Consider the following 21,050-nt stretch of genomic DNA (forward strand, 5'->3'; position numbering starts at 1 on the left):
CGGAGCCGGATGATATAAACATTTGGTCTGATTTTCCCGATGACGCCTGACGGTTACGGGGTGTAGCTCAGCCTGGCCAGAGCACTGCGTTCGGGACGCAGGAGTCGCTGGTTCAAATCCAGTCACCCCGATTTTTTCACTTTTTCACGGCTACCGGCGCGCGGGTTGCGGACGCCAGAATTCATTCCCCATCAATCGTCGAATCCGCACAGCATGACAGCAGAAATCGTCCTCCTCGTCGCCGCTTACCTGATTGGATCGATTCCGACCGGCGTGATCGTCGGCCGCCTCTATGGCTTCGATCCGCGGGCGGTCGGTTCCGGCAATATCGGAATGGTCAATGTTGCGCGGGCCGGCGGTTCGAGTGCTGCGGCTATCACGTTCATCGGCGACGTGCTGAAAGGCGCGATTCCGGTGATCATCGCGCGCGGTGCGGGCTTCTCCAACGAAGTTATCGCGTGGACCGGGCTCGCTGCGTTCGCCGGCTCGATCTATTCGATTTTCCTGCGCTTCCGCGGCGGCAAGGGAGTGTCTGCCGCGCTCGGCGTATGGCTCGCGATCTCGTGGCCGGTGATCCTGTTCGCGCTGGCGATTTTCGGCGTCGTCTTCGCGGCGACGAGAATAATGTCGGTGGCGTCGATGGCGGCGGCGATCGCGTTGCCGCCGGCGGTCGCTGCGATGGGCTTGCCGCGGCATTACCTGCTGCTCGCGATATTGATGACCGCGCTGGTGTTGTTGCGGCATCGCGAGAATATCGCGCGCTTAAGCCGGGGCGAGGAGGAAAGATTTCAGCCCAAGCGGCGCGACGCGAACGCCGGCTGAATGCCAGTCAATTAATCGCCCGCCCGACAAGCAGGCATCGCAGCGGGTTTATGCCAGAATAAGACGTACGATTGCTTCCGTCGCCGGTTGGCATCGCGCTTGCGCCTCGCCTATCGGCGCATCGGTGGAATTGTGCATCATTGATCAAGAGACTAATCATCAAAGTCAGGAGGACCGCCAATGCAGCCAGCACAAATGAAAGAAACCGTCATCGAATTTCTGCGAGAGTTTGAGGATCCCGATCCCGCCAAACTCGAAACGATGGTCGCCGACCATTTTGAGTATCGCGTGATGACCAAAATGCCCGGCTTCGAGACCCTCAAGGGCAAGGCCGGCATCCGGCAATTCGCCGGGACGATCAAAACGATGCTGCCCAACGGGCTCAATATGAAACTCGGGCCGATCATCTGCGAGGGCGACCACGCGTCGGTGCTCGCGGAGTCGGACACGGTCGCGGCCAACGGGCGCAAGTACGCCAACATGTATAGTTTCTATTTTCGTTTCGCCGGCGACAAAATCGCCGAAGTGCGCGAGTACTGCGACACCAACCATGCCCGCGAGGTATTTGCCGCCTAGTATGCTGAAGCTGTCACCGCGTTCACGGCCGTATCCACACTGCTTGCTCCTTGCGCGGCTGAGGTGAAAGCTGAATACGCGACCCGGTGACGCGCTGCGGCAGATGCGATCAGGGGCCGAAGAGGAGTCCTATGAAGAAAGTTGAGGCAATCATCAAACCGTTCAAGCTCGACGAGGTCAAAGAGGCGTTGTCGAGTATCGGGGTGCAGGGCCTCACGGTCAGCGAGGTGAAGGGCTTCGGCCGCCAGAAGGGCCACACCGAGCTCTATCGCGGCGCGGAATACGTGGTGGATTTTCTGCCGAAGGTGAAACTCGAAATCATAGTCTCGGACGAATTGGCGGCGCAGGTGGTCGAAACGATCGAGCGGTCGGCGCGCACCGGCAGGATCGGCGACGGGAAAATCTTCGTGATGCCGATGGAGGAAGTGGTGCGGATCCGCACCGGCGAACGCGGCGTCAACGCGCTGTAGGCGATTCGGCGCGGCACTCGGCGCGCGATTCAATCAGGAGACAACGGCGGCGGGGATTCGATCCTCGCCGCCGCTCATGTCTGCACCGATCGTAACTAATCAATGTCAGTCGCCACGTCCATTGGGCGTGACGGCGCGGCCGAAATCCCATTTGCGGCCCTTCTTGAACTCGCTCACGATTCGCCGCGACACCACCATCCGATGCACTTCGTCGGGTCCGTCGTAGATGCGCGCGAATCGCGCGTGGCGATACATCCGCGCAAGCGGCGTGTCCTCGGAGACGCCCATCGCGCCGTGCACCTGGATCGCGCGATCGATCACGTCATGCAGGACCTTGGCGCCGAAGAATTTGATTAGCGAGATCTCGACGCGCGCTTCGTCGCCAGCGTCGATTTTGGCGGCGGCGCTGAGCGTGAGCTGGCGCGCGGCCTGGATCTCGGCAGCCGAGTCGGCGATCCAGTTCTGGATCGTCTGCTTGTCGGCGAGCGTACTGCCAAACGCCTTGCGATTAATCGCGCGCTCGATCATCAGCTCGAACGCGCGCTGCGCCTGCCCCAGCCATCGCATGCAATGATAGATGCGCCCCGGCCCGAGGCGTTTTTGCGCGATCCTGAACGCTTGCCCGCGCGGTCCGAGCAGGTTGGTTAGCGGCACCCGCACGTCGTTGTACTTGATTTCGCAATGCCCGCCCGACGTCTCGCCCATCACCGGCACGATACGCACAATTTCGTAGCCTCTGGTGTCAGTCGGGACCACGATCATGCTGAAACGTTCGTAGGTCGGCGCGTCGGGATCGGTGACGCACATCACGGTCGAAAACGCCGCGACGTTCGCGCCGCTGGTGAACCATTTGTGGCCGTTGATCACCCATTCGTCGCCGTCTTGAACCGCGCGCGTGCGCAGTCCGGTCGGATCGGCGCCGCTGACTTCCGGCTCGGTCATCGAGAAGCTCGGATAGACGTCGCCGTTGACCAGCGGCTCGAGCCAGCGTTTTTTCTGCTCGGCGTTGCCGTAGAGATGAAACATCGTAGCGTCCTGCGCGGAATGCGTGCCGAGGCCCGCGATCGCATACTCGCTGCGTCCGACGATTTCATTGACGAGAACGTAGGGCATGAAGCCGAGGCCGCCGCCACCGATCTCCTTGGGCAATCCGAGCGCCCATAGGTTGCGCCGCTTCGCCTCGGACTGAATTGATTTGAGCGTGCGCGAGGCTTGCTCGCCGCCGTGCTCGAGAATTTTTTCGTTCGGATAGATGAACTCAGTCAGGAAGGCGGAAACGCGGCTTCGCAAATCCTGAATTTCGGGGCTCGATTCGAGTTCGGCAACACTTTGCATGGCGATCCTCCTGTGAGTGCGCGACGACTATCGGCAGCCGAACGATCGATCTGCCCATGGTCTCGCTTTGCACACATCGCCATAATGACCGCGATGCCGCGAAAGTCAAAAACCGAATCGACCGACAGCCCTTGCTGCCCCGTGTGCTCGTCGGCCAACGTCGTGCCGATCATGTACGGTCTGCCGGCGCCGCCGATGCCTGGCGAGCCGGAGCCCGACGTCGAATTCGGCGGATGCATGATCTTCGAAGGCAAGTCACCGCGCTGGTTCTGCCGCGCTTGCGAACATCGATGGGGAGCGATGTGATGCGGCGTTAGATCCGAAGTTCATTCGACAGGAGTCGCATCATGATCGATCTCGACACCTGGACGACGCCTAACGGCCGCAAAATTTCCGTGATGCTCGAAGAGTGCGGACTCGAATATTCGGTGCATCCGGTGAATATCCGCGACGGTGAGCAATTCAAGCCGGAGTTCGTCGCGATCTGCCCCAACAGCAAGATTCCCGCGATCGTGGACAATGACGGCGGCGTCTCGATTTTCGAGTCGGGTGCAATCCTGGTTCATCTCGCGGAGAAAACCGGCAAGCTGCTGCCGTCAAAAAATCCCGCGCGCGCGAAAGTGCTCGAATGGCTCTTCTTTCAGATGGCGAACATCGGCCCGATGCTCGGGCAGGCGAATCATTTCATCAACGCGGCGCCCGAAAAACTTCCCTACGCGATCGACCGCTACACGACTGAATGCGCGCGGCTGCTCAAAGTGATGGACGATCAGCTCGCGCGCACGGAATACATCGCGGGCGACTACTCAATCGCGGATGTCGCGCTCTATCCGTGGGTGGCCGTGGGATTTTCTCCAATCAAGGCGGCGAAGGCCGATGTGGTCGGTGAGGGCGGCAACGTCGCGCGATGGATCGCTGCGATCGGCGAGCGTCCCGCCGTGACAAAGGGTATGGCGGTGCCGCAGGTCTGATCGATCCGGCTAAAGCCGAGGCAACCGATTGATCGAGAACATCAGCGCCTCGGGATCACGTCCGCCCGACGCGGCGCCCCTCGGCGCGACCTCGTCGATTCGCTTCAGTTGTCTCGTTTTTCATGATGGGGATTTAGTGCGATTCGCCCGCCCATGTACACCACCAGGTTGGCGGGAAATGCGGGAAATGAGCAGGTTCTCGAATCATTTGACAGCGTGCGGCGAGATAGGGTCGAATCGCGACGAGAATTAGGATGCGATACAGCGCACTCAACGACCTCCGCGTAATCGATCTGACGCATTTCATCGCGGGCCCTTACGCGACCAAACTGCTCGCCGACATGGGCGCCGACGTGATCAAGGTCGAGCCGCCGTGGGGCGAAGGCGGGCGCAAACTCGGACCAAATCGGAATGGCGATGCGCACGACGAGTTATCCGATCGCGGCGGACTGTTCGCGTTTCTGAATCTCAACAAACGCGCGATCACGCTGAATCTCAAACACGATCGCGGCCGCGAGTTGCTCGCGCGCCTTCTCGGCGGCGCCGATCTGCTGGTCGAGAACTTCGCGCCGGGCACGCTCGCCTCGTTCGGACTAGCGCCCGAAGAACTGATCGCGAAATTTCCGAAGCTCTCGGTGATCTCGATTTCCAATTTCGGGCAGGACGGGCCTGAGCGCGGCGGCGCGTTGAATGACCTGGTGCTGTTCGCGCGCGGCGGATGGACTTTTCCGGTCGGCGAGCGCGACCGCGCGCCGCTGACGCCGCCCGGCTCGCTGGCGCAATACGTCGGTGCGGTTTACGGGGCGATCGGCGCGTTGCAGGCAATCGCGGCGCGCGACGCCGGCCTCGGTCGCGGCCAGCACGTCGATATCTCGCTGCTGGAGGCGACCGTCGCGACCATGATCTACGAAACCGTCTCGTTCCAGTATTCGGGAATCGTGCGCGGCCGCGAGGGTAAACGATTTGCGGTCGGGCCGTTCATGATCGTGACGCTCAAATGCAAGGACGGTTACGCCGGGCTGCATTGCGTGACCGACAAGCAGTTCGAGGGGCTTTGCGATCTGATGGGACGTTCCGAACTGCTCGCCGATTCGCGCTTTCGCACCGCGCTGGATCGCTACACCAACAACGATGCGCTGCTGAAGATCGTCGAGGAGTTTTTTATCGATCGCGATCGCAAGTGGCTCTATGGCGAGGGACGGCGGCGCGCGATTCCGCTGGTGCCGATTCCGAGCGTCGCCGAGGTGATGGATTGGGAACAGACCAGGGCGCGCAACTATTTCGAGACGATCGATGATCCGGTGCTCGGAAAAATCCGCGTGCCGGGAACGCCGCTCCGCCTGACGTCGCATCGCGCGGAGAACTCGCGGCCGGCGCCGCGGCTCGGCGAACACAACCAGGAAATCCTCGCGGCGAATCTCGGACTGAGTCGCGCCGAAATCGACGCGCTCAAACAATCGGGCACGATATGAAAACGATCTTTGACGGCAAGCTTAGAGTTCTCGACCTCGCGATGGGATGGGCCGGTCCGCTCGTCGGCCAGATGTTCGCCGAGATGGGCGCGGAAGTGATCAAGGTCGAGGACACGCAGCATTTCGACTGGTGGCGCGGCTCGCTCTCGATAGCGGCGCCGGAGATGCAGCCGATCGAGCGTTCATCGCCCTTCAACACAGCCAATCGCGGCAAGCGCGGAATCACGCTCGATCTCGCGAGTCCGCGCGGAATCGAAGTCCTGCAGCGGCTGATAAAAGTTTCGGACGTGCTGATCGAAAACTACAGTCCGCGCGTGATGGAGAAGCTCGGACTGCCGTACTCCGCGGTCGCCGCGATCAATCCGCGGATGATCATGATCTCGATGCCGTCGTTCGGCAGCGACGGCCCCGAATGCGAGACGCGCGGCTACGGCAATACGGTCGAGGCGATGGCTGGCGTCACCGGCCTGATGGGTTATCACGACTCCGAGCAGCGCTACACGCTGAGCAATGCGCTTGGCGATCCCGTCGGCGGATTGCACGGAACTTTCGCGTTGCTCGCGGCGCTGCATGAGCGCCAGCGCACTGGCCGCGGGCAGTGGGTCGAGCTCGCGCAGGTTGAAGCGCTGATTCCGTTCGTGACGCGCGCGATGCTCGAGTACCAGTTCACGGGCGAGGCGCCGAAGCCGCGCGGCAATCGGCATCCTGAGCACGCGCCGCATGGAATCTATCGCGCGGCTGGCGAGGAAGCGTGGATCGCGATTGCCTGCGAGAGCGATGCGCAGTGGAAAAATCTCGCGATCGCGCTGTCACTCGGTCATCTGGCGAATGACCCTCGCTTTGCCGACGCGCGAAGCCGCAAAGCCAACGAAGATGCGCTCGATGCGGAACTGTCGCGCGCGATTGCCGAAGCGGACGCTGACGAATGCGTCGCGCGGCTGCGCAATGCGGGCGCGCTCGCGGCGCCGGTTAATTCAGCGCCCGCCGTGATGAGCGATCCGCAGTTGCAGAGCCGCGAGTATTTCGTCGCGATCGATCGCGCCGTCGTGGGAACGCATCTGTATCCGGGTGCAGTTGCGAATCTGCCCGAGACTCCGCTCCGCGATGACGCTCCTGCGCCGCTGCTCGGCGAGCACAATCGCGCCGTATTCAGCGAGGTGCTCGCGATGAGCGATGCTGAAATCGCGGAGCTCGAGGAAGCCGGCATCATCGGCTCTGCGCCGCGGCAATATCGCGCCGCGTCGTGATCGTTTCGGCTAGTTCAGTCCGACGCTGTCCTTCGGGACGAAGCCAGTCGTACCTTTGAACGCGCCGTCGAGCACTTCGATCTGCGAGCCGCGATCGTCACTGCGGAGGATTTTCACCGGCGTGTTGTTGTCCACTTGCTTCGCCGCAAGGCCTTCGCCGAGACCGCCGATCATCCCGCCGACGCCGCCCTGCTTCTTGAGATCCATGAGTTTTACGAATGTGTCTTCGTCGGGATAGACGGCCACGGTGCTCTCGCCGTTGTGCGCCACCAGTTTGTGACCGCATCCTGAGATCGCAAGCGCGATTCCCAGCGCCAATGCGCAAAAGATCAGCGTCGAAATTCGCATCAGAAACGTCCTCCTGGGTCGCCTGCGCCAATGCCCGCCGCGGCTCGTCCCGACTCGACATTTAGCACGATGCCCGGTGAAGCGAATATCTTGCGCTCCAGAGTGCGTGCGCCTGATTTCACCGAATCGTCAAAATTGCGAGCATTCCAGTGCCATGTTACTCTCGCTGATTCATGCTCGGCGCGTGACGGCGCCGAAACGATCGCAATGAGAATCGGCCTAATCTCTGACACGCACATTCCTGAAGCATGCGAGCATCTGCCGCTCAGGGTGTTCGAGGTTTTCGCCGGAATCGATCTCGTGATGCACGCCGGCGACGTTTATGTGAATCGCGTGCTCGACGAACTGTCACGCATCGCGCCGGTGATCGCTGCGCTCGGCAACGGTGACGAGGGCCTCGACGGCCATCGCTACAGCCTCGATCCCGACGATCGCGTACGCGAAGCGCATCTGATCGAAATCGAGGGCGTGCGAATCGGTTTGGTTCACGCGATTCCGACGCCGGACGAAACTTCGGAGGAAGTTTTCGCGCGCGCGATGGAGCGCGAGTTCGGCGGCCCGGTCGATGTGATCGTGCAGGGGCACAGCCATATCGAGGGCGTGATGCGATTCGGCGCCACGATGGTGATCAATCCGGGGAGCGCGACCCTGCCGCGCAATTTGATCGGAGTGCCCGGCACGGTTGCAATTTTGGAAATTTCAAACGGCGGCCAGATTTCGGCCGAGATAATCAGCCTGGCTTGACCCCGCGCGCACGCGCTACCGGCCGCTCTTGATAGGAGGAATCATTGTCCGCGGAAAATCCAGCGTCGGCGACCAAACGAACGGTCACGATGGAAAAAATCGTCAATCTGTGCAAGCGCCGCGGAATTGTGTTCCCTACCAGCGATATTTACGGCGGTCTCGGCTCCACCTTCGATTACGGACCGCTCGGCGTCGAACTCAAGCGCAACGTCAAAGAGGCGTGGTGGCGCGAGATGGTGCAATATCGCAGCGACGTGATGGGGCTGGACTCCGCGATTTTTCAGCATCCGCGCACCTGGGAAGCGTCGGGGCATCTGCAGAATTTCACCGACCCGATGGTCGATTGCAGGGAATGCCAGCAGCGTTTTCGCGCCGACAAGATCGAGGGCGACAAATGTCCCGAGTGCGGCGGCGAGCTCACCGAGGCGCGCAACTTCAACTTGATGTTCAAAACTTTCATGGGACCGGTCGAAGATACCGCGGCGACAGTTTACCTCAGGCCCGAAACCGCGCAGGGAATTTTTTCGAATTTCGAAAACGTAGTCGATACGCAACGCGTCAAGCTGCCGTTCGGCGTCGCGCAGCAGGGCAAATCGTTCCGCAACGAAATCACCACCGAGAACTTCATTTTCCGCACCCGCGAATTCGAGCAGATGGAGATGGAGTTCTTCGTTAAGCCCGATCCTGCGGAAGAAGAAAAATGGTACCGCTATTGGGTTGATTTCCGCTTCAACTGGCACGTCAAATTCGGCATCAAGGCGGACCATCTGCGCCGCCGCGAGCACGCGACCGACGAGCTCTCGCATTATTCGAGCGGCACGACCGATATCGAGTTTTTGTATCCGTTCGGATGGGGCGAGCTCGAGGGCGTCGCCAAGCGCGGCAGCTTCGATCTCGATCAGCATGCCAAGTTCAGCGGCAAGCCCCTTACCTATTTCGACGAGGAAGCGAAAGCGCGCTACCGGCCGTGGGTGATCGAGCCTGCGCTTGGCGTCGATCGCGCGATGCTCGCATTTTTGCTCGACGCCTACGATGAAGACGTCGTCGAGGAGGAATCGCGAATCGTGCTGCGGCTCGACCCGCGGCTCGCGCCGATCAAGGTCGCGGTGTACCCGCTGCTCAGAAAAGCCGGGCAGCCGGAAAAGGCGATCGCGGTGCGCGATACGCTGAAGCGGCACTTCACGGTGGCGTACGATCAGGCCGGGTCGATCGGGCGACGCTATCGCCGGCAGGACGAAGTCGGCACGCCGTATGGCGTCACGATCGATCATCAGACGATGGACGATGATACGGTAACCTTGCGCGATCGCGATTCGATGTCGCAGGAACGGGTGCCGATCACGCGCCTGGTGGAAGAAATAAGCGATCGGATCGGCTGGACAAAGTAACCGCGCCGGCATCCGCGCCGCGCGCGCGGAGGTTTGCGCCCGGTGCTGCTGAGGCCGGTTCATGAACGAATTATGATCGCGAGAGTCTGCAACGCGGAACGCGCGAGACGGGAGCAACGATAAGATGGGTCGCATTCATCCTGAGATATTTTTCTTCGGCGCGGGCGTCGCGGAAGGACGCGCGTCGATGCGCAATCTGCTCGGCGGCAAGGGCGCCAACCTGTCCGAGATGGCGTCGCTCAAATTGCCGGTGCCGCCCGGCTTCACGATTTCGACTGAGGTCTGCAACTACTTCTACGATCACGGCCACAAGTATCCGAAGGGCCTCGCGGACGGCGTCGCGAAGAGCGTCGCGCGAGTCGAAAAAGCGCTGGGCCGCAAATTCGGCGACGCGCAAAATCCGCTGCTCGTTTCGGTTCGCTCCGGCGCGCGCGTGTCGATGCCGGGCATGATGGACACCGTGCTCAATCTCGGACTCACCGACGAAACCGTGCAGGGCCTCGAAAAGGTCAGCGGCAATCCGCGCTTTGCGTGGGACTCGTATCGGCGCTTCTGCCAGATGTTCGGCGACGTCGTGCTGGGATTGAAGCCGGAGGACAAAAACGCCGCCGACCCGTTCGAGGAAATAATCGACCACAAGAAAATCACGCGCGGCGTCAAGCAGGACACCGATCTCAACGTCGATGACTTGCAGGAACTGGTCAGCGAATTTCGCGCGCTGATCCGGAGCCGCGTCGGGTGCGACATCCCGCAGGATCCGAACGAGCAGCTATGGATGGCGATTGGCGCGGTGTTCGGTTCGTGGAACAACGATCGCGCGATCGCTTATCGGCGCATCAATAATATTCCGGGCGACTGGGGCACCGCGGTCACAGTGCAGTCGATGGTGTTCGGCAACCTCGGCGACGACTGCGCAACTGGCGTCGCATTCACGCGCGATCCGGGCACCGGCGAAAAAGGAATCTACGGCGAGTTTTTGCCCAACGCGCAGGGCGAGGATGTCGTCGCGGGAATCCGCACCGGGCGCTACATCAGCATCAAGGCGAGCCGCGTATGGGCCGAGCGCAGCGGCATCAGCGAAGCTGAGCGCGCATCGAACTTCTCGACGCTCGAAGAGAGCTTCCCCGCGGTTTACAAGGAGTTCCTCAAGATCTCGAACCAGCTTGAACGACATTTTCGCGATTGCCAGGACATGGAGTTCACGATCGAGCGCAACCGCCTCTTCATGCTGCAGACCCGCACGGGCAAGCGCACGGCCGAAGCGGCGGTGCGGATCGCGGTCGATATGGCGGACGAGAAACTGATCGATCGCAAGACGGCGCTGAGGCGCGTCGAGCCCGAACAACTCGAACAGTTCCTGCATCCGCGGCTCGACCCCGGCGCGAAGAAGAACGTGATCGCGCGCGGATTGCCGGCGTCGCCGGGCGCCGTGAATGGCGAGGTGGTGTTTTCCGCCGATGAAGCCGTGGCAGTCGCGGCATCCGGCCGCAAAGTGATCCTGGTGCGCGTCGAAACTTCGCCTGAAGACATCCACGGGATGAACGTGGCGGAAGGAATTTTAACTGCGCGCGGCGGGATGACGAGCCACGCGGCGGTGGTCGCGCGCGGGATGGGCAAGTGCTGCGTCGCGGGATGCTCGGCGCTCGAAATTGATTACGGCGCGGGCACGATGTCGGCGAACGGGGCAGTGATCCGGCGCGGCGAGTACATCACGCTCGACGGCTCGGCGGGCGAGGTGATCGCGGGACGCGTCGCGACCGTCGATCCTGAGATGCCGCCGTTTTTTAAGAAATTTTTGTCGTGGGCGGACAAGGAACGCCGCCTGGGCGTTCGCGCCAATGCCGATACGCCGCACGACGCGAGGGTCGCGCGCGATTTCGGCGCTGAAGGAATCGGGCTTTGCCGCACCGAGCACATGTTTTTCGAACCGGAACGAATCGAAGCGGTGCGCGAGATGATCATGGCGGAGAACGCGAAGCAGCGGGGCAAAGCGCTAGCGAAGATTCTACCGATGCAGCGCGGCGACTTTGCCGGAATTCTGAAAGAGATGGCCGGATTGCCGGTCACGATTCGATTACTCGATCCGCCGCTGCACGAATTTCTGCCGCGCGAGGAGGACGAGATACGCGACCTGGCGATCAAGATCGGCACCACGCCCGAGCATCTGAAGCAGGTGCGCGAGAGTCTCTTCGAGTTCAACCCGATGTTGGGCCATCGCGGTTCGCGCCTCGGCATCAGCTATCCGGAAATATACAAGGCGCAGGCGCGCGCGATCCTCGAGGCGGCGTGCGAGTTGCGCAAGCAGAATGTCAAGGCGATGCCTGAAATCATGCTGCCGCTGATCGGCGAGCGCAAGGAATTCGAGATTCTCGCCTCGGAGATTCGCGAAGTCGCGGCCGAAGTTTTCAAGGAGCAGGGCGTCAAGGTGGCGTACACGATCGGCACAATGATCGAAGTGCCGCGAGCGTGCGTGACCGCCGATCAGATCGGTGCGGTGGCCGAGTTCTTTTCATTCGGCACCAACGATTTGACGCAGATGACGTACGGAATTTCGCGCGACGACTCCGGGAAATTTCTCGACGACTACGTGCGCCGCGAGATTTACAAGAAAGACCCGTTCCAGGAACTCGATCCGAACGGCGTCGGCGAGCTGATGCGAATCGGCATCGAGCGCGGACGCAAGGCGAACAAGTCGCTGAAGATCGGCATCTGCGGCGAGCACGGGGGCGATCCAGCGAGCGTCAAGCTGTGTCATCGGCTCGGGCTCGACTACGTATCGTGCTCGCCGTACCGGATCCCGGTCGCGCGGCTCGCCGCGGCGCAGGCTGCGATCGAAGCGACGCAGACGAAGAAGGAATTCAAGGACGTGTAGCGAGGCGCGAGCGCGGCGGCTCTCTACTCGGCGTATTTTTTTTCGAGCGCCTGGTATTCGTCCACGCCCATCAGCCGCACGAAATCGCCGAACACATTTGATTTCGTACCGACGCTGAGTTGCCCCGTGCGCTTCAGCTCGATCATCAATGAGCGCATCGTGTCGAACGCCGCGAGCATCGTTCCGATGTGAATCGTCAGCTTGAATGGATATTTTTTCAGCTCGTCGAGCGGCAGCAGATCGCCATTGTACACCAGCGGCAAGTCGCCGATTTTTTCGGCGTACAAGCGCAAGTCGTCGAGCGTCTTGATGCCATCGACGAAAATCAAATCGGCGCCTGCTGCTCGATAGGCGCGAGCGCGGCGCTCGACGTCGTCCCATCCGTTGACTTGCAGGGCGTCGGTGCGCGCGATGATCACCAGGTCGCGATCGCGCCGCGCGTCGCAGGCCGCGCGCACTTTCGGCGCCATCGCGTCCATCGCGATCACCTGCTTGCCCGCAAGGAAGCCGCATCGCTTCGGAAAAACCTGGTCTTCGATATGCAACGCCGACGCGCCCGCGTCTTCGTATTCGCGAACGGTGCGCCACACGTTGAGCGGATTGCCGTAGCCAGTGTCGGCGTCGCAGATCACCGGCACATCGACGGCTTGCGAAATCGCGCGCGCGTTCGCGACCATCTCGGTCATCGTGAGCAAGCCGAGATCGGGGTATCCCCTGGCTGCTGCGGTGCCGAAACCGGTCATATAGACCGCGTCGAAGCCGGCGCTTGCCGCGAGCTTCGCCTGCAGGCAATCGAACACGAATGGCGCCACGATAAGATTGCCGCTCGCAAGCATCTCGCGGAGCCGCGCTCTCGGCTGATTCATCGGAATCTCCTTGTGTGAGAGAAAAAAGACGGATTGATGCGCGCGACGGCGACGGGCCCGAGCCTCGCGCTCAAGCGAAGTAATCTTCGGCGCGAATCGATGGAACCTCGAGCTGGAACACGCGGCTGTTGCGCAGCACCTTCAACTGGATGTTCTCGCCGGGGTTGTGATTGCGCAGCGCCTCGTACAGCAGGCGGCGATCGTTCACCTCATTGCCGTTGATTTCGAGCAACAGATCGCCCTGCTGCAATCCCGCCTTCTCGCCCGGTCCGCCGGGCATCACGCCCGCCACCACGACGTGCTCCCGCAGCGTGTACGACAGCAGGCCCAGCCACGCGCGCGGGGCGGCGGTTACGCGGCGGCCGAATTTCGTAAGCTCGTCACGCACGGTGAGTACGTTGTCGCCCGGTACGCCCAGAATCGCACGGCTCAGATCGGCGAAATTCAGGTACGACACCCCGATTACCTGCGACCTGGCATTGCAAATCGGCCCGCCGCTCATCCCGATATTGAGCGACGACGCGGTGACGCAGACGCATCTGTCGAGCACGAATTCCCACACCGCATCGAACGGCCCGAGGTAGGTGATGATGCCGCAATCGGCGCATCGCTTTTCACCGCCCATGCTCGAAACCGTGAATGCCTCCTGCCCGATGACGCAACTGTCGCTCGAAACCACCTCGACGAATGGCAGGCGTTCGCGATCGATCTTCAGCACGCCGAGTCCGGTGGTGTAATCCTTGCCGACGATTTTCGCTTCGTGCTGCTCGCCGTCCGGCAGCGTCACGATTACGTTCTGCGCCCCGAGCAGCAGGTAGTGCACCGTCAGGATGAGACCGTCGCTGCTGATGATCGTGCCGGTGCCGCGCCGATCGGTGCCGAGTCCGATCGCGGTCGAGACGTGCGTCGCGGGGATGTGCGAATGCACGCCGACGGTGGCGCGCAGAACTTTCTCAAGCACTAGTGGCGGGGCATTCACGATCGTAGTTTCCTGCGAATTAGGCTAGGACCGCAGGCTCAGTGTTTCAAGCGGCGGCGCGCGAAAAAAAGGGTGGTCCTCAATGAGGGCCACCCTGCATCGTTAGCGAAGAAAATTACCTGGCGTTTTTCAGCGGAGCTTCAGGCGTCGCGATTTCATTCGCGCGAATCGTGAGCAACTGCAGCGCCTGTCCGAGATCGAGTTCGCTGTACTTTTGATTCGAGTATAGCTCGTCGAGTTGCTTGACCGCCTTATCGGAAGACACGTCATTCATCGAAAGCTGACCCGACAATTGATGGATGATCTTGCGTGCGCCCTTCCAGTGGAACAGATCGGCCGCGATGTTGAGGCCGTCGAGCTTGCCGATACTCACGCGCATCGCGTCCGAGTACCCGTTGACGTACCCGTCCTTGGCGGCGGTGTTGAGCCGATTCCAGAAACTCCCATCGTGATTAGCTTTGGGTGAGGCGAACGCCACTGCCCAGCTCGCGAGGAAACCGAGCAACACGCCGGAAGCAAATTTCTTCATTTCGCGATGTTCCTCCCTCCGTGGGGAATTCTGTACCAAAAATACGCCGGTAACACAAAAAACATTTCTGCCATCGATGGCGTCAGCGGAGAGGTTTCTCTTTGAATTCCAGTCTGAGGGCGCGCCTACCCGGCTCGAAGCCGCCGCGACCACCCGATCCGCCACCCACCACGCCTGGTACTCTAGAATAATCCAGCACGCCGGTAAATAGCTGGAAAATCGAGTCAGGCGGGCTCTGCGGGAACGCCTTGCGAGGATATAATCGGGATTGAAGGACCGCGCCCGGCGATGCCATCCTCACTTTGGCGCGCGATAAGCCCATGTCGATCTACCAACACGTACTCACGTTTATCCACAGACCGCGCGCGGAGTCATTCGAGCAGCTTGCGATCGAGGTATTTCGCCATCAGTTCGCTTCGGTCACCGCGTATCGCAATTACTGCCTTGAGCTTGGTGTTGATTCCTCTGCGGTAAAGCGCATCGACGATATCCCCGCGGTCAGCAACGTCGCGTTCAAGTACGTCGATTTGTCCGACGAATCGAGCGCGCAATCACGCGACGCGCTCACATTTCTAACGAGTGGCACGACCCAGGGGCGCGAGCGGCGCGGACGCCACGCCGTGCCGAGGCCTGAAATTTATCGTGCGTCGGCAATCGCGCATTTGCGGACGATGCTGTTTCCCGACGATCGCAAAACCGCGATGCTCGCGCTGCATCCCACCGCGGACGCGATGCCGGAGTCGTCGCTGGCGACGATGATCGGATGGTGCATCGCGGAGTTCGGTAGCGGAAGAACTTTCAGCGCGGCCTCACGCGAGGGCGTCGATCTGAAAGGCGCGATGGATTTTCTCGACGACGCAGAAACGCGACGCGAACCGGTGTGCATCATGGGAACGACGGCGGCATTCGCGGCGCTCAATTCGGCGGCTCGCGAACGCGGCGTGAATGTTTCGCTGGCGGCGGGCTCGCGCCTGATGGATACAGGCGGTCTCAAGGGCCAGGCGATGCCGCTTTCCGCGGCGGCAGTGATCCAGAACGCGCAGGCAAATTTCGGAATCGCGCCCGCGATGGTCATCAACGAGTACGGGATGACCGAACTGTGTTCGCAGCTTTACGACGCGACCGAGTTCAATTGCCGCGACGCCGCGACTTCGCGCGAACGATTCAAGCTGGCGCCGGCGTGGCTCCGCGTCAGCGCGCGCAACCCCGCTACGCAACGGCGCGTCGATGACGGCGAACCCGGACTGCTGACGTTCTTCGATCTGGCGAATGTCGGCTCAGTCTCTGCCGTGATGAGCGAAGATGTCGGCATCGTCGAGGGCGATCGTGTACGCGTGATCGGCCGTTCCGCGATGGGTGCGGCGCGAGGATGCGCGCTCGCGATCGGTCAGTTCGCAAAAGCCGCCGCGCCGGACGGTCGAGAAATTGCGAGGCCGGCGCAATGACGAAGTCCGCGCTCGAGACTGAGGCGAATCGCATCGGCGAACCGATCGAGATGGTCGCGCCGCTTTCGTCGGCGCCGTCGCTCGCAGACATCGATGCCACCCGCGTGGCGCTCCGCGATGCGTCCCGCAAACCAATCGCGCCATCTCGAATCGCCGATGCGATCGCGCGCGCAATCTCTCTTTGGCGCGATCGACAGCATCCGCGGCGCGTCGATGCGGTCGCGCGAATCACGCGCAACGCCGGATTCTCACTCCCGCTGATGAACGATTCGATCGACGCCTTGTTGCGGCCGTTCACGCGCGAAGCGTTGGCGACGCTCGCCGAACGAGTCACTCGGCGCGGCGCGAGGAAGCAGGCCGAGTTGCTCGGTTTCATCATGGCGGGCAACGTCGCTGGTGCGGGATTGCACGAAGTTGCGATCGCGCTCGTTGCCGGCGCGACGCTGCTGGTCAAGACCGCGTCCAATGAGCCGATTTTTTTTGCCGAGTTTGTCCGCACGCTCGCGGATATCGATCCTGAAGTTGCGTCGCGAATCGCGGTTTTCTCCTGGCCTCGAGATCGCATCGATCTTACGGCGGCGCACGTAGCCAACTGCGATCTCATCGTCGCTTATGGTGACGACGCGACGATCGCCTCGATTGCGGCTCGCAACCTGATCGGTTTCGGCAGTCGCGTCAGCGGCGCGGTGGTCGCCGGAAGCGCGGCCATATCCTCGCAGATCGACACGATGACAGATTTGCTCGCGCGCGACGTCGCGTACTTCGAACAGCTCGGCTGCCTTTCGCCGCATCATATTTTCGTTGTCACGCCGCGGCCGGAAATCGCGAGCAAGTTTGCAAATGAAATGTCCGTCGCGTTCGAGCGATTGTCGAAATCGATGCCGCCTGCGAAAATCCCCCTGATCGACGCGGCTAAAATTTTAAGCGTCCGCGAGAATGCGCGATGGCGCCGCATTTCCGGTGATACGATTCAGCTCATGGAAGGTCCGCAACTCGGATGGACGGCGATTTTCGATCCTGATGCAGCGTTTTCGGTATCGCCAGGGTTTCGCACGGTCGTCATCAGCGCCGTTCGCGACTGGCAGGATCTTCGGTTCCGGCTGCTTCCAGCGAAAGGTCTTATTGAAGCGTTTGGATTTTCCGGCAATCAATCCGAGTTGGCGGATTTTCGCGCGCTCGCGGGCGAACTCGGCATTTCGTACGTCGCGCAAGTCGGCGAGATGCAGTCGCCGCCACTGGATTGGCCACATGGCGGCGGCGCGTTTCTCGACGCTATGATCGGAGTGCGATGACTGAACTCCACGAACTGTTTCTCAAGCGGCTGGCGCAAACTTCGGACGCGCCGATCGCGCTCGAAATTTCACGCGCCGAGGGATGCTGGCTCGTCGCGGCGGACGGCAGGCGCTATCTCGATTTGATTGCCGGCATCGGCGTGTCGGCGCTCGGCCACGGCCATCCCAACGTCATCGCCGCGATTGAAGCGCAGGCGCGCCGCCATCTGCACGTGATGGTCTATGGCGAATACGTGATCGAGGCCCAGGTGCAACTCGCGCGGCGACTGACTGAGCTGCTGCCGACAAAACTCGAACGCGTTTACTTCACGAATAGCGGCGCCGAGGCAATCGAAGGCACGCTCAAGGTCGCGCGCAAAGCGACCGGACGCGAAGCATTCGCGGCCTTTGACGGTGCGTATCATGGCGACACGATGGGGGCGCTCGCGCTTGCGGGAAATCCCGCGTTTCGCGCGCCCTTCGGCAATTTGCCCGGTCCCGTGCGTCATCTTCCGTTCGGCGATTCCGCCGCGCTCGATCAGATCGATTCGACGATCGCCGCCGTTGTGATCGAACCCGTTCAAGCCGAAGGCGGCGTGCGAATACCGGCGGCTTCGTTCATGCGATCGTTGCGCGATCGATGCGATCAGGTTGGCGCGCTGCTTGTTTTCGACGAAGTGCTGACCGGCTTCGGGCGCACCGGCAAGCTTTTCGCTCTCGAACATTTCGGCGTCGTGCCAGACATCATCGTGATGGCGAAAGCGCTCGGCGGCGGGATGCCGCTCGGCGCGTTCTGCGGCAGCGACGATCTGATCGGCACATTGTCGCACGATCCACCGCTCGGACACCTCACGACTTTCGGCGGCCATCCACTGTCGTGCGCCGCCGCGCTCGCCTCGCTCGAAGTGATCGTGGCGGACGACCTGAGCGCGCGCGCCGCCATGATCGGCGCGGATCTCGCTCGGCGCTTGCGCGAAATCAACGCGCCCGAGATGACGGCGATTCGCGCAATCGGATTGCTCATCGGGATCGAATTTGCCGAGGCGCAATTCGCGCATCGTTTCGTCGCGGAGACAATCTCGCGCGGCGTGATCGTCAACTGGACGCTGAATGCCGACAAGGTGGTCCGACTCGCACCGCCGCTCACGATCGAAGCCGCGGAAATCGATTTCGCAGTTGCGAGGATGATCGAAGCCCTTGATGCGACGCGGCAGGAACGTCAAGTTGTCCGGTAGTAGTTTGCGGTCCTCCGAGGCGGGGAATTCCAATGGCGGAAGGGCAGCGATGAACGTCAGGGAAGTTGAAGCGCGGTCGGCGCCGAGGTTCCCGGACGTCTTGCGCACCACTTCAGAGCTGGAGTGGACCAAAGACGACGAGGAATCCCTCCGCACGATCAAGCTCGGCACCGCGCTCGGCGTGCTGATGCTGGTCGCGTATCTCGAGTACGATCTGCGCATCCGCGGACACGGGGGCATCGGCGCGACCTTTCACTGGATCATCCTCGGCGGCACCGCGGTGTTTTTCGGCACCCTTTGGACGCGCGCATTCCGGCGCCAGTGGAAGCTGTGGACGTTTTCGATCTCCTTATTCCTGATGTGGATGTTCACGATCATCAGCGCCTCGACGCGCGATCCCGAGTCGCGCTTCATCACGATGGCGCTCTGCCCGATGGCGACCGCGTCATTCGTAAACTGGGGACCACGCTGGCAGTTTTCGATGGCGGCGATTTCGCTCGCGACCTTCAGCGCCGCGCAATATTTCGTGCCGATCGAGAACCCGTTCATCATGTACCAGTGGCTGGGATTGGTGGCCGCGCTCGGAATCGCGCAGTTCACCGCGATCTACATCGATCGCTATCGCCGCCGGCTGAGCCGGCAAGTCGAGGATCTCGAGGAGGCGGCGCGCTTTCGCCAGAACCAAATCGCCACCATGGCGCATGACATACGGAGCCCGGTCGCCGCGCTCAGCGGCTACGTCAATCTGCTGGAAGAGGATCACGCTGATGCAAAGGAGCGCGCCGACGTCCTCGGGCGAATCGGCTCGACCGCGTGGTACATGGACCTGCTCGTCAGCAACGTGCTGGATTTGTACCAGGTGCAGGAACGCAACATCGTGGCGTCTCCGATCGATCTGGATCCGAATCTTCTGCTCGCCGAGATAACCGCGGATTGCGCGGTGCAGGCGCGCCGCCGTCATCTCTCGCTCCGCACCGAATTTTCGAGCCTCCCGCCGTGCCGGCTCGATCCGCGCCATTTCGAGCGCATCGTGAGAAATCTGATCGCGTTTGCGATCGTTCGTTCCGTCACCGACGAAGTGGTCCTGCGAACCGCGCTGCGCGGCCGCTGGATCGTCGTCGAGGTCACTGACGACGGCCCCTCGCCGACTCCGGACGAGCTTGCCACGCTGTTCGATGCGCCCAGCAGCGACGGCCGGAGAGGCCGTGCGCGAGGTCTGGGATTGTACATCGCGCGGGCGATGGCGCGAGCGGCGGGCGGACGCATCGAGGCGCGCTACGCCGGCGCGCGCGGGATCACACTGACCGCCGAGTTGCCGATCGAAGCGGCGCCGCGCCAACGTCAACTGGATTAAAGCATCGCGCTTGCCCCATGATCCACAATGGTCTAGCGTCAACGCGGGACCGGACGAGCAAACATTCTCACGAACTTCGTTAACTACTCCCGGCCGCCCGCGCGATTGGCGTCACGCTCTCACAAACAACTCGGCGAATTCGAACTGATCTCGCGTTTGTGCGCCGGTATTCGCCTCGGCCGCAGAACCATTCTCGGCCCCGGCGACGATTGCGCGATCATTTCCGCTTCGCGGCGGAATTTGCTTCTCACCGTGGATTCGATGGTCGAGGGCGTTCATTTCGACTTGCGCTGGGGACGACCTGCGCTGCTCGGCGCGCGTTCGCTCGCGGTGAATCTCAGCGACATCGCCGCGATGGGCGGAAGTCCAACCGCGTGCGTCGTCAATCTCGCGGTTCGCGACGGCGTCGGCCAAAGGACTCTCGACCGCATCTACGCGGGACTCAGAAATTCGGCGCATGAAGCAGGCGTCGATATCGTCGGCGGCAACATCACGCGCGCGAGCGATTTGTCGATCACGATCGCGCTGCTCGGCGAAGTCACGGGCGGCGCCGCGATGCGGCGCGATAGCGCGCGGCCTGGCGACGAAATTTTTGTCACCGGCGCCTTGGGCGACGCCGCGCTCGGATGGCGCTTGCTATCCGGAGAGCTCACGGCCCGCGGGGTTGCGCGTTCCTATCTGGTGGATAGATTTTTCCGGCCGCCCAATCGCCTTCGCGCCGGACAGCGCCTTGCCGCGATCGATCCCACACCTTCGGCGATTGATATAAGCGACGGACTTCTGCAGGACCTCGGCCACATCCTCGAACGCAGCCGCGTCGGCGCGGAGATCGATGCGTCGAGCATTCCGCTCTCTCCCGCCTATCGCGCCGTGATGGGCGACGATATTTCTTACGCATTCAGCGGCGGCGAAGATTATGAGCTGCTCTTTTGTTTGCGGCCGGGCTATCGGGAATCGGAACTGACGCGCCGCTTGCGGGCGCCAGTTCGGCGCATCGGGCGCATCACGCGACAAAAGCGGCTCGAAGTGATTGGTTCGCTTCAACCGGATCTTTCAAAGCACGGCGCCGGATGGGATCAGTTACGGTCTTCGCCGCTCAAACGATTAGACTAGTGACTGAATTGCC

20 protein-coding genes and 1 tRNA gene are annotated in these 21,050 nt (G+C 61.7%); 16 read left to right on the top strand and 5 right to left on the bottom strand.

Features of this window, described 5'->3' with window-relative positions:
* Positions 1-56: 56 nt before the first annotated feature.
* The 4 genes from Q7S58_RS21525 to Q7S58_RS21540 all read left to right on the top strand — a co-directional run bounded on the left by Q7S58_RS21525 (position 57) and on the right by Q7S58_RS21540 (position 1,868).
* Positions 57-131 (top strand) — tRNA-Pro (locus tag Q7S58_RS21525).
* 82 nt (positions 132-213) lie between these two features.
* Complete coding sequence (gene plsY, locus Q7S58_RS21530; RefSeq protein ID WP_304830881.1) at positions 214-822, top strand: glycerol-3-phosphate 1-O-acyltransferase PlsY; 609 nt, start codon at positions 214-216, stop codon at positions 820-822.
* A 180-nt stretch (positions 823-1,002) separates the two neighbouring features.
* Positions 1,003-1,398, top strand: coding sequence for a nuclear transport factor 2 family protein (locus tag Q7S58_RS21535; RefSeq protein WP_304830883.1), 396 nt, complete (start codon positions 1,003-1,005; stop codon positions 1,396-1,398).
* Between the two features lie 131 nt (positions 1,399-1,529).
* Positions 1,530-1,868 carry a P-II family nitrogen regulator gene (locus Q7S58_RS21540; RefSeq protein WP_304830885.1) on the top strand — a complete coding sequence of 113 codons (339 nt, stop codon included), beginning with the start codon at positions 1,530-1,532 and terminating at the stop codon, positions 1,866-1,868.
* A 105-nt stretch (positions 1,869-1,973) separates the two neighbouring features.
* Here Q7S58_RS21540 and Q7S58_RS21545 read toward each other — a convergent pair whose 3' ends face one another.
* A complete protein-coding gene (locus Q7S58_RS21545; protein ID WP_304830887.1) occupies positions 1,974-3,203 on the bottom strand; it encodes an acyl-CoA dehydrogenase family protein in 1,230 nt (409 codons plus the stop codon).
* 93 nt (positions 3,204-3,296) lie between these two features.
* Between Q7S58_RS21545 and Q7S58_RS21550 the strand changes: the two genes are divergently transcribed.
* The 4 genes from Q7S58_RS21550 to Q7S58_RS21565 all read left to right on the top strand — a co-directional run bounded on the left by Q7S58_RS21550 (position 3,297) and on the right by Q7S58_RS21565 (position 6,893).
* Complete coding sequence (locus Q7S58_RS21550) at positions 3,297-3,509, top strand: hypothetical protein (protein WP_304830889.1); 213 nt, start codon at positions 3,297-3,299, stop codon at positions 3,507-3,509.
* A gap of 41 nt (positions 3,510-3,550) precedes the next feature.
* The gene (locus tag Q7S58_RS21555) at positions 3,551-4,174 is read left to right on the top strand and encodes a glutathione S-transferase N-terminal domain-containing protein (protein WP_304830891.1); all 624 of its coding nucleotides are present in this window, start codon (positions 3,551-3,553) and stop codon (positions 4,172-4,174) included.
* Between the two features lie 254 nt (positions 4,175-4,428).
* A complete protein-coding gene (locus Q7S58_RS21560) occupies positions 4,429-5,646 on the top strand; it encodes a CaiB/BaiF CoA-transferase family protein (RefSeq protein ID WP_304830894.1) in 1,218 nt (405 codons plus the stop codon).
* A complete protein-coding gene (locus Q7S58_RS21565; protein ID WP_304830896.1) occupies positions 5,643-6,893 on the top strand; it encodes a CaiB/BaiF CoA-transferase family protein in 1,251 nt (416 codons plus the stop codon). Before Q7S58_RS21560 ends, Q7S58_RS21565 begins: the two co-directional genes overlap by 4 nt.
* A gap of 9 nt (positions 6,894-6,902) precedes the next feature.
* Here the strand turns inward: Q7S58_RS21565 and Q7S58_RS21570 are convergent, their stop codons facing one another.
* Positions 6,903-7,241, bottom strand: coding sequence for a hypothetical protein (locus tag Q7S58_RS21570; RefSeq protein ID WP_304830899.1), 339 nt, complete (start codon positions 7,239-7,241; stop codon positions 6,903-6,905).
* A 207-nt stretch (positions 7,242-7,448) separates the two neighbouring features.
* Between Q7S58_RS21570 and Q7S58_RS21575 the strand changes: the two genes are divergently transcribed.
* The 3 genes from Q7S58_RS21575 to ppdK all read left to right on the top strand — a co-directional run bounded on the left by Q7S58_RS21575 (position 7,449) and on the right by ppdK (position 12,245).
* Positions 7,449-7,985 (top strand): metallophosphoesterase, encoded by a 537-nt coding sequence (locus tag Q7S58_RS21575; RefSeq protein WP_304830901.1) that lies wholly within the window; start codon positions 7,449-7,451, stop codon positions 7,983-7,985.
* Positions 7,986-8,074: 89 nt separating this feature from the next.
* Positions 8,075-9,373: a glycine--tRNA ligase gene (locus tag Q7S58_RS21580; protein WP_370655574.1), complete on the top strand. Its 1,299-nt coding sequence runs from the start codon at positions 8,075-8,077 to the stop codon at positions 9,371-9,373.
* Positions 9,374-9,497: 124 nt separating this feature from the next.
* A complete protein-coding gene (gene ppdK / locus Q7S58_RS21585; protein ID WP_304830905.1) occupies positions 9,498-12,245 on the top strand; it encodes a pyruvate, phosphate dikinase in 2,748 nt (915 codons plus the stop codon).
* 23 nt (positions 12,246-12,268) lie between these two features.
* On the opposite strand, the gene Q7S58_RS21590 is transcribed toward ppdK, so the two are convergent.
* From Q7S58_RS21590 to Q7S58_RS21600, 3 genes are all read right to left on the bottom strand, one after another.
* A complete protein-coding gene (locus Q7S58_RS21590) occupies positions 12,269-13,111 on the bottom strand; it encodes an oxaloacetate decarboxylase (protein ID WP_304830907.1) in 843 nt (280 codons plus the stop codon).
* Between the two features lie 70 nt (positions 13,112-13,181).
* Positions 13,182-14,072 (bottom strand): S1C family serine protease, encoded by an 891-nt coding sequence (locus Q7S58_RS21595; protein WP_304830909.1) that lies wholly within the window; start codon positions 14,070-14,072, stop codon positions 13,182-13,184.
* 133 nt (positions 14,073-14,205) lie between these two features.
* Entirely contained in the window at positions 14,206-14,619 is a 414-nt protein-coding gene (locus tag Q7S58_RS21600) for a hypothetical protein (protein ID WP_304830912.1), read from the bottom strand.
* Between the two features lie 320 nt (positions 14,620-14,939).
* Between Q7S58_RS21600 and Q7S58_RS21605 the strand changes: the two genes are divergently transcribed.
* The 5 genes from Q7S58_RS21605 to thiL all read left to right on the top strand — a co-directional run bounded on the left by Q7S58_RS21605 (position 14,940) and on the right by thiL (position 21,037).
* Entirely contained in the window at positions 14,940-16,064 is a 1,125-nt protein-coding gene (locus tag Q7S58_RS21605) for a hypothetical protein (protein ID WP_304830914.1), read from the top strand.
* Positions 16,061-17,356, top strand: coding sequence for an acyl-CoA reductase (locus Q7S58_RS21610; protein ID WP_304830916.1), 1,296 nt, complete (start codon positions 16,061-16,063; stop codon positions 17,354-17,356). Before Q7S58_RS21605 ends, Q7S58_RS21610 begins: the two co-directional genes overlap by 4 nt.
* Positions 17,353-18,570, top strand: a complete 1,218-nt coding sequence (locus Q7S58_RS21615) for an aspartate aminotransferase family protein (protein WP_304830918.1) — start codon at positions 17,353-17,355, stop codon at positions 18,568-18,570. Before Q7S58_RS21610 ends, Q7S58_RS21615 begins: the two co-directional genes overlap by 4 nt.
* A 49-nt stretch (positions 18,571-18,619) precedes the next feature.
* On the top strand, positions 18,620-19,924 hold the full coding sequence (locus Q7S58_RS21620; RefSeq protein WP_304830920.1) for a HAMP domain-containing sensor histidine kinase: 1,305 nt from the start codon (positions 18,620-18,622) through the stop codon (positions 19,922-19,924).
* A 105-nt stretch (positions 19,925-20,029) separates the two neighbouring features.
* Complete coding sequence (gene thiL, locus Q7S58_RS21625) at positions 20,030-21,037, top strand: thiamine-phosphate kinase (RefSeq protein ID WP_304830922.1); 1,008 nt, start codon at positions 20,030-20,032, stop codon at positions 21,035-21,037.
* Positions 21,038-21,050 lie beyond the last annotated feature (13 nt).

Origin of the sequence: Candidatus Binatus sp. (assembly GCF_030646925.1) — a bacterium.
In the GTDB taxonomy this organism is placed as follows: Bacteria; Desulfobacterota; Binatia; order Binatales; family Binataceae; genus Binatus.

Excerpts from the sequence above, each read along its gene's own strand:
- plsY (WP_304830881.1), top strand. The coding sequence starts at position 214 with ATGACAGCAGAAATCGTCCTCCTCGTCGCCGCTTACCTGATTGGATCG.
- Q7S58_RS21535 (WP_304830883.1), top strand. The coding sequence starts at position 1,003 with ATGCAGCCAGCACAAATGAAAGAAACCGTCATCGAATTTCTGCGAGAG.
- Q7S58_RS21540 (WP_304830885.1), top strand. The coding sequence starts at position 1,530 with ATGAAGAAAGTTGAGGCAATCATCAAACCGTTCAAGCTCGACGAGGTC.
- Q7S58_RS21545 (WP_304830887.1), bottom strand. The coding sequence starts at position 3,203 with ATGCAAAGTGTTGCCGAACTCGAATCGAGCCCCGAAATTCAGGATTTG.
- Q7S58_RS21550 (WP_304830889.1), top strand. The coding sequence starts at position 3,297 with ATGCCGCGAAAGTCAAAAACCGAATCGACCGACAGCCCTTGCTGCCCC.
- Q7S58_RS21555 (WP_304830891.1), top strand. The coding sequence starts at position 3,551 with ATGATCGATCTCGACACCTGGACGACGCCTAACGGCCGCAAAATTTCC.
- Q7S58_RS21560 (WP_304830894.1), top strand. The coding sequence starts at position 4,429 with ATGCGATACAGCGCACTCAACGACCTCCGCGTAATCGATCTGACGCAT.
- Q7S58_RS21565 (WP_304830896.1), top strand. The coding sequence starts at position 5,643 with ATGAAAACGATCTTTGACGGCAAGCTTAGAGTTCTCGACCTCGCGATG.
- Q7S58_RS21570 (WP_304830899.1), bottom strand. The coding sequence starts at position 7,241 with ATGCGAATTTCGACGCTGATCTTTTGCGCATTGGCGCTGGGAATCGCG.
- Q7S58_RS21575 (WP_304830901.1), top strand. The coding sequence starts at position 7,449 with ATGAGAATCGGCCTAATCTCTGACACGCACATTCCTGAAGCATGCGAG.
- Q7S58_RS21580 (WP_370655574.1), top strand. The coding sequence starts at position 8,075 with ATGGAAAAAATCGTCAATCTGTGCAAGCGCCGCGGAATTGTGTTCCCT.
- ppdK (WP_304830905.1), top strand. The coding sequence starts at position 9,498 with ATGGGTCGCATTCATCCTGAGATATTTTTCTTCGGCGCGGGCGTCGCG.
- Q7S58_RS21590 (WP_304830907.1), bottom strand. The coding sequence starts at position 13,111 with ATGAATCAGCCGAGAGCGCGGCTCCGCGAGATGCTTGCGAGCGGCAAT.
- Q7S58_RS21600 (WP_304830912.1), bottom strand. The coding sequence starts at position 14,619 with ATGAAGAAATTTGCTTCCGGCGTGTTGCTCGGTTTCCTCGCGAGCTGG.
- Q7S58_RS21605 (WP_304830914.1), top strand. The coding sequence starts at position 14,940 with ATGTCGATCTACCAACACGTACTCACGTTTATCCACAGACCGCGCGCG.
- Q7S58_RS21610 (WP_304830916.1), top strand. The coding sequence starts at position 16,061 with ATGACGAAGTCCGCGCTCGAGACTGAGGCGAATCGCATCGGCGAACCG.
- Q7S58_RS21615 (WP_304830918.1), top strand. The coding sequence starts at position 17,353 with ATGACTGAACTCCACGAACTGTTTCTCAAGCGGCTGGCGCAAACTTCG.
- Q7S58_RS21620 (WP_304830920.1), top strand. The coding sequence starts at position 18,620 with ATGAACGTCAGGGAAGTTGAAGCGCGGTCGGCGCCGAGGTTCCCGGAC.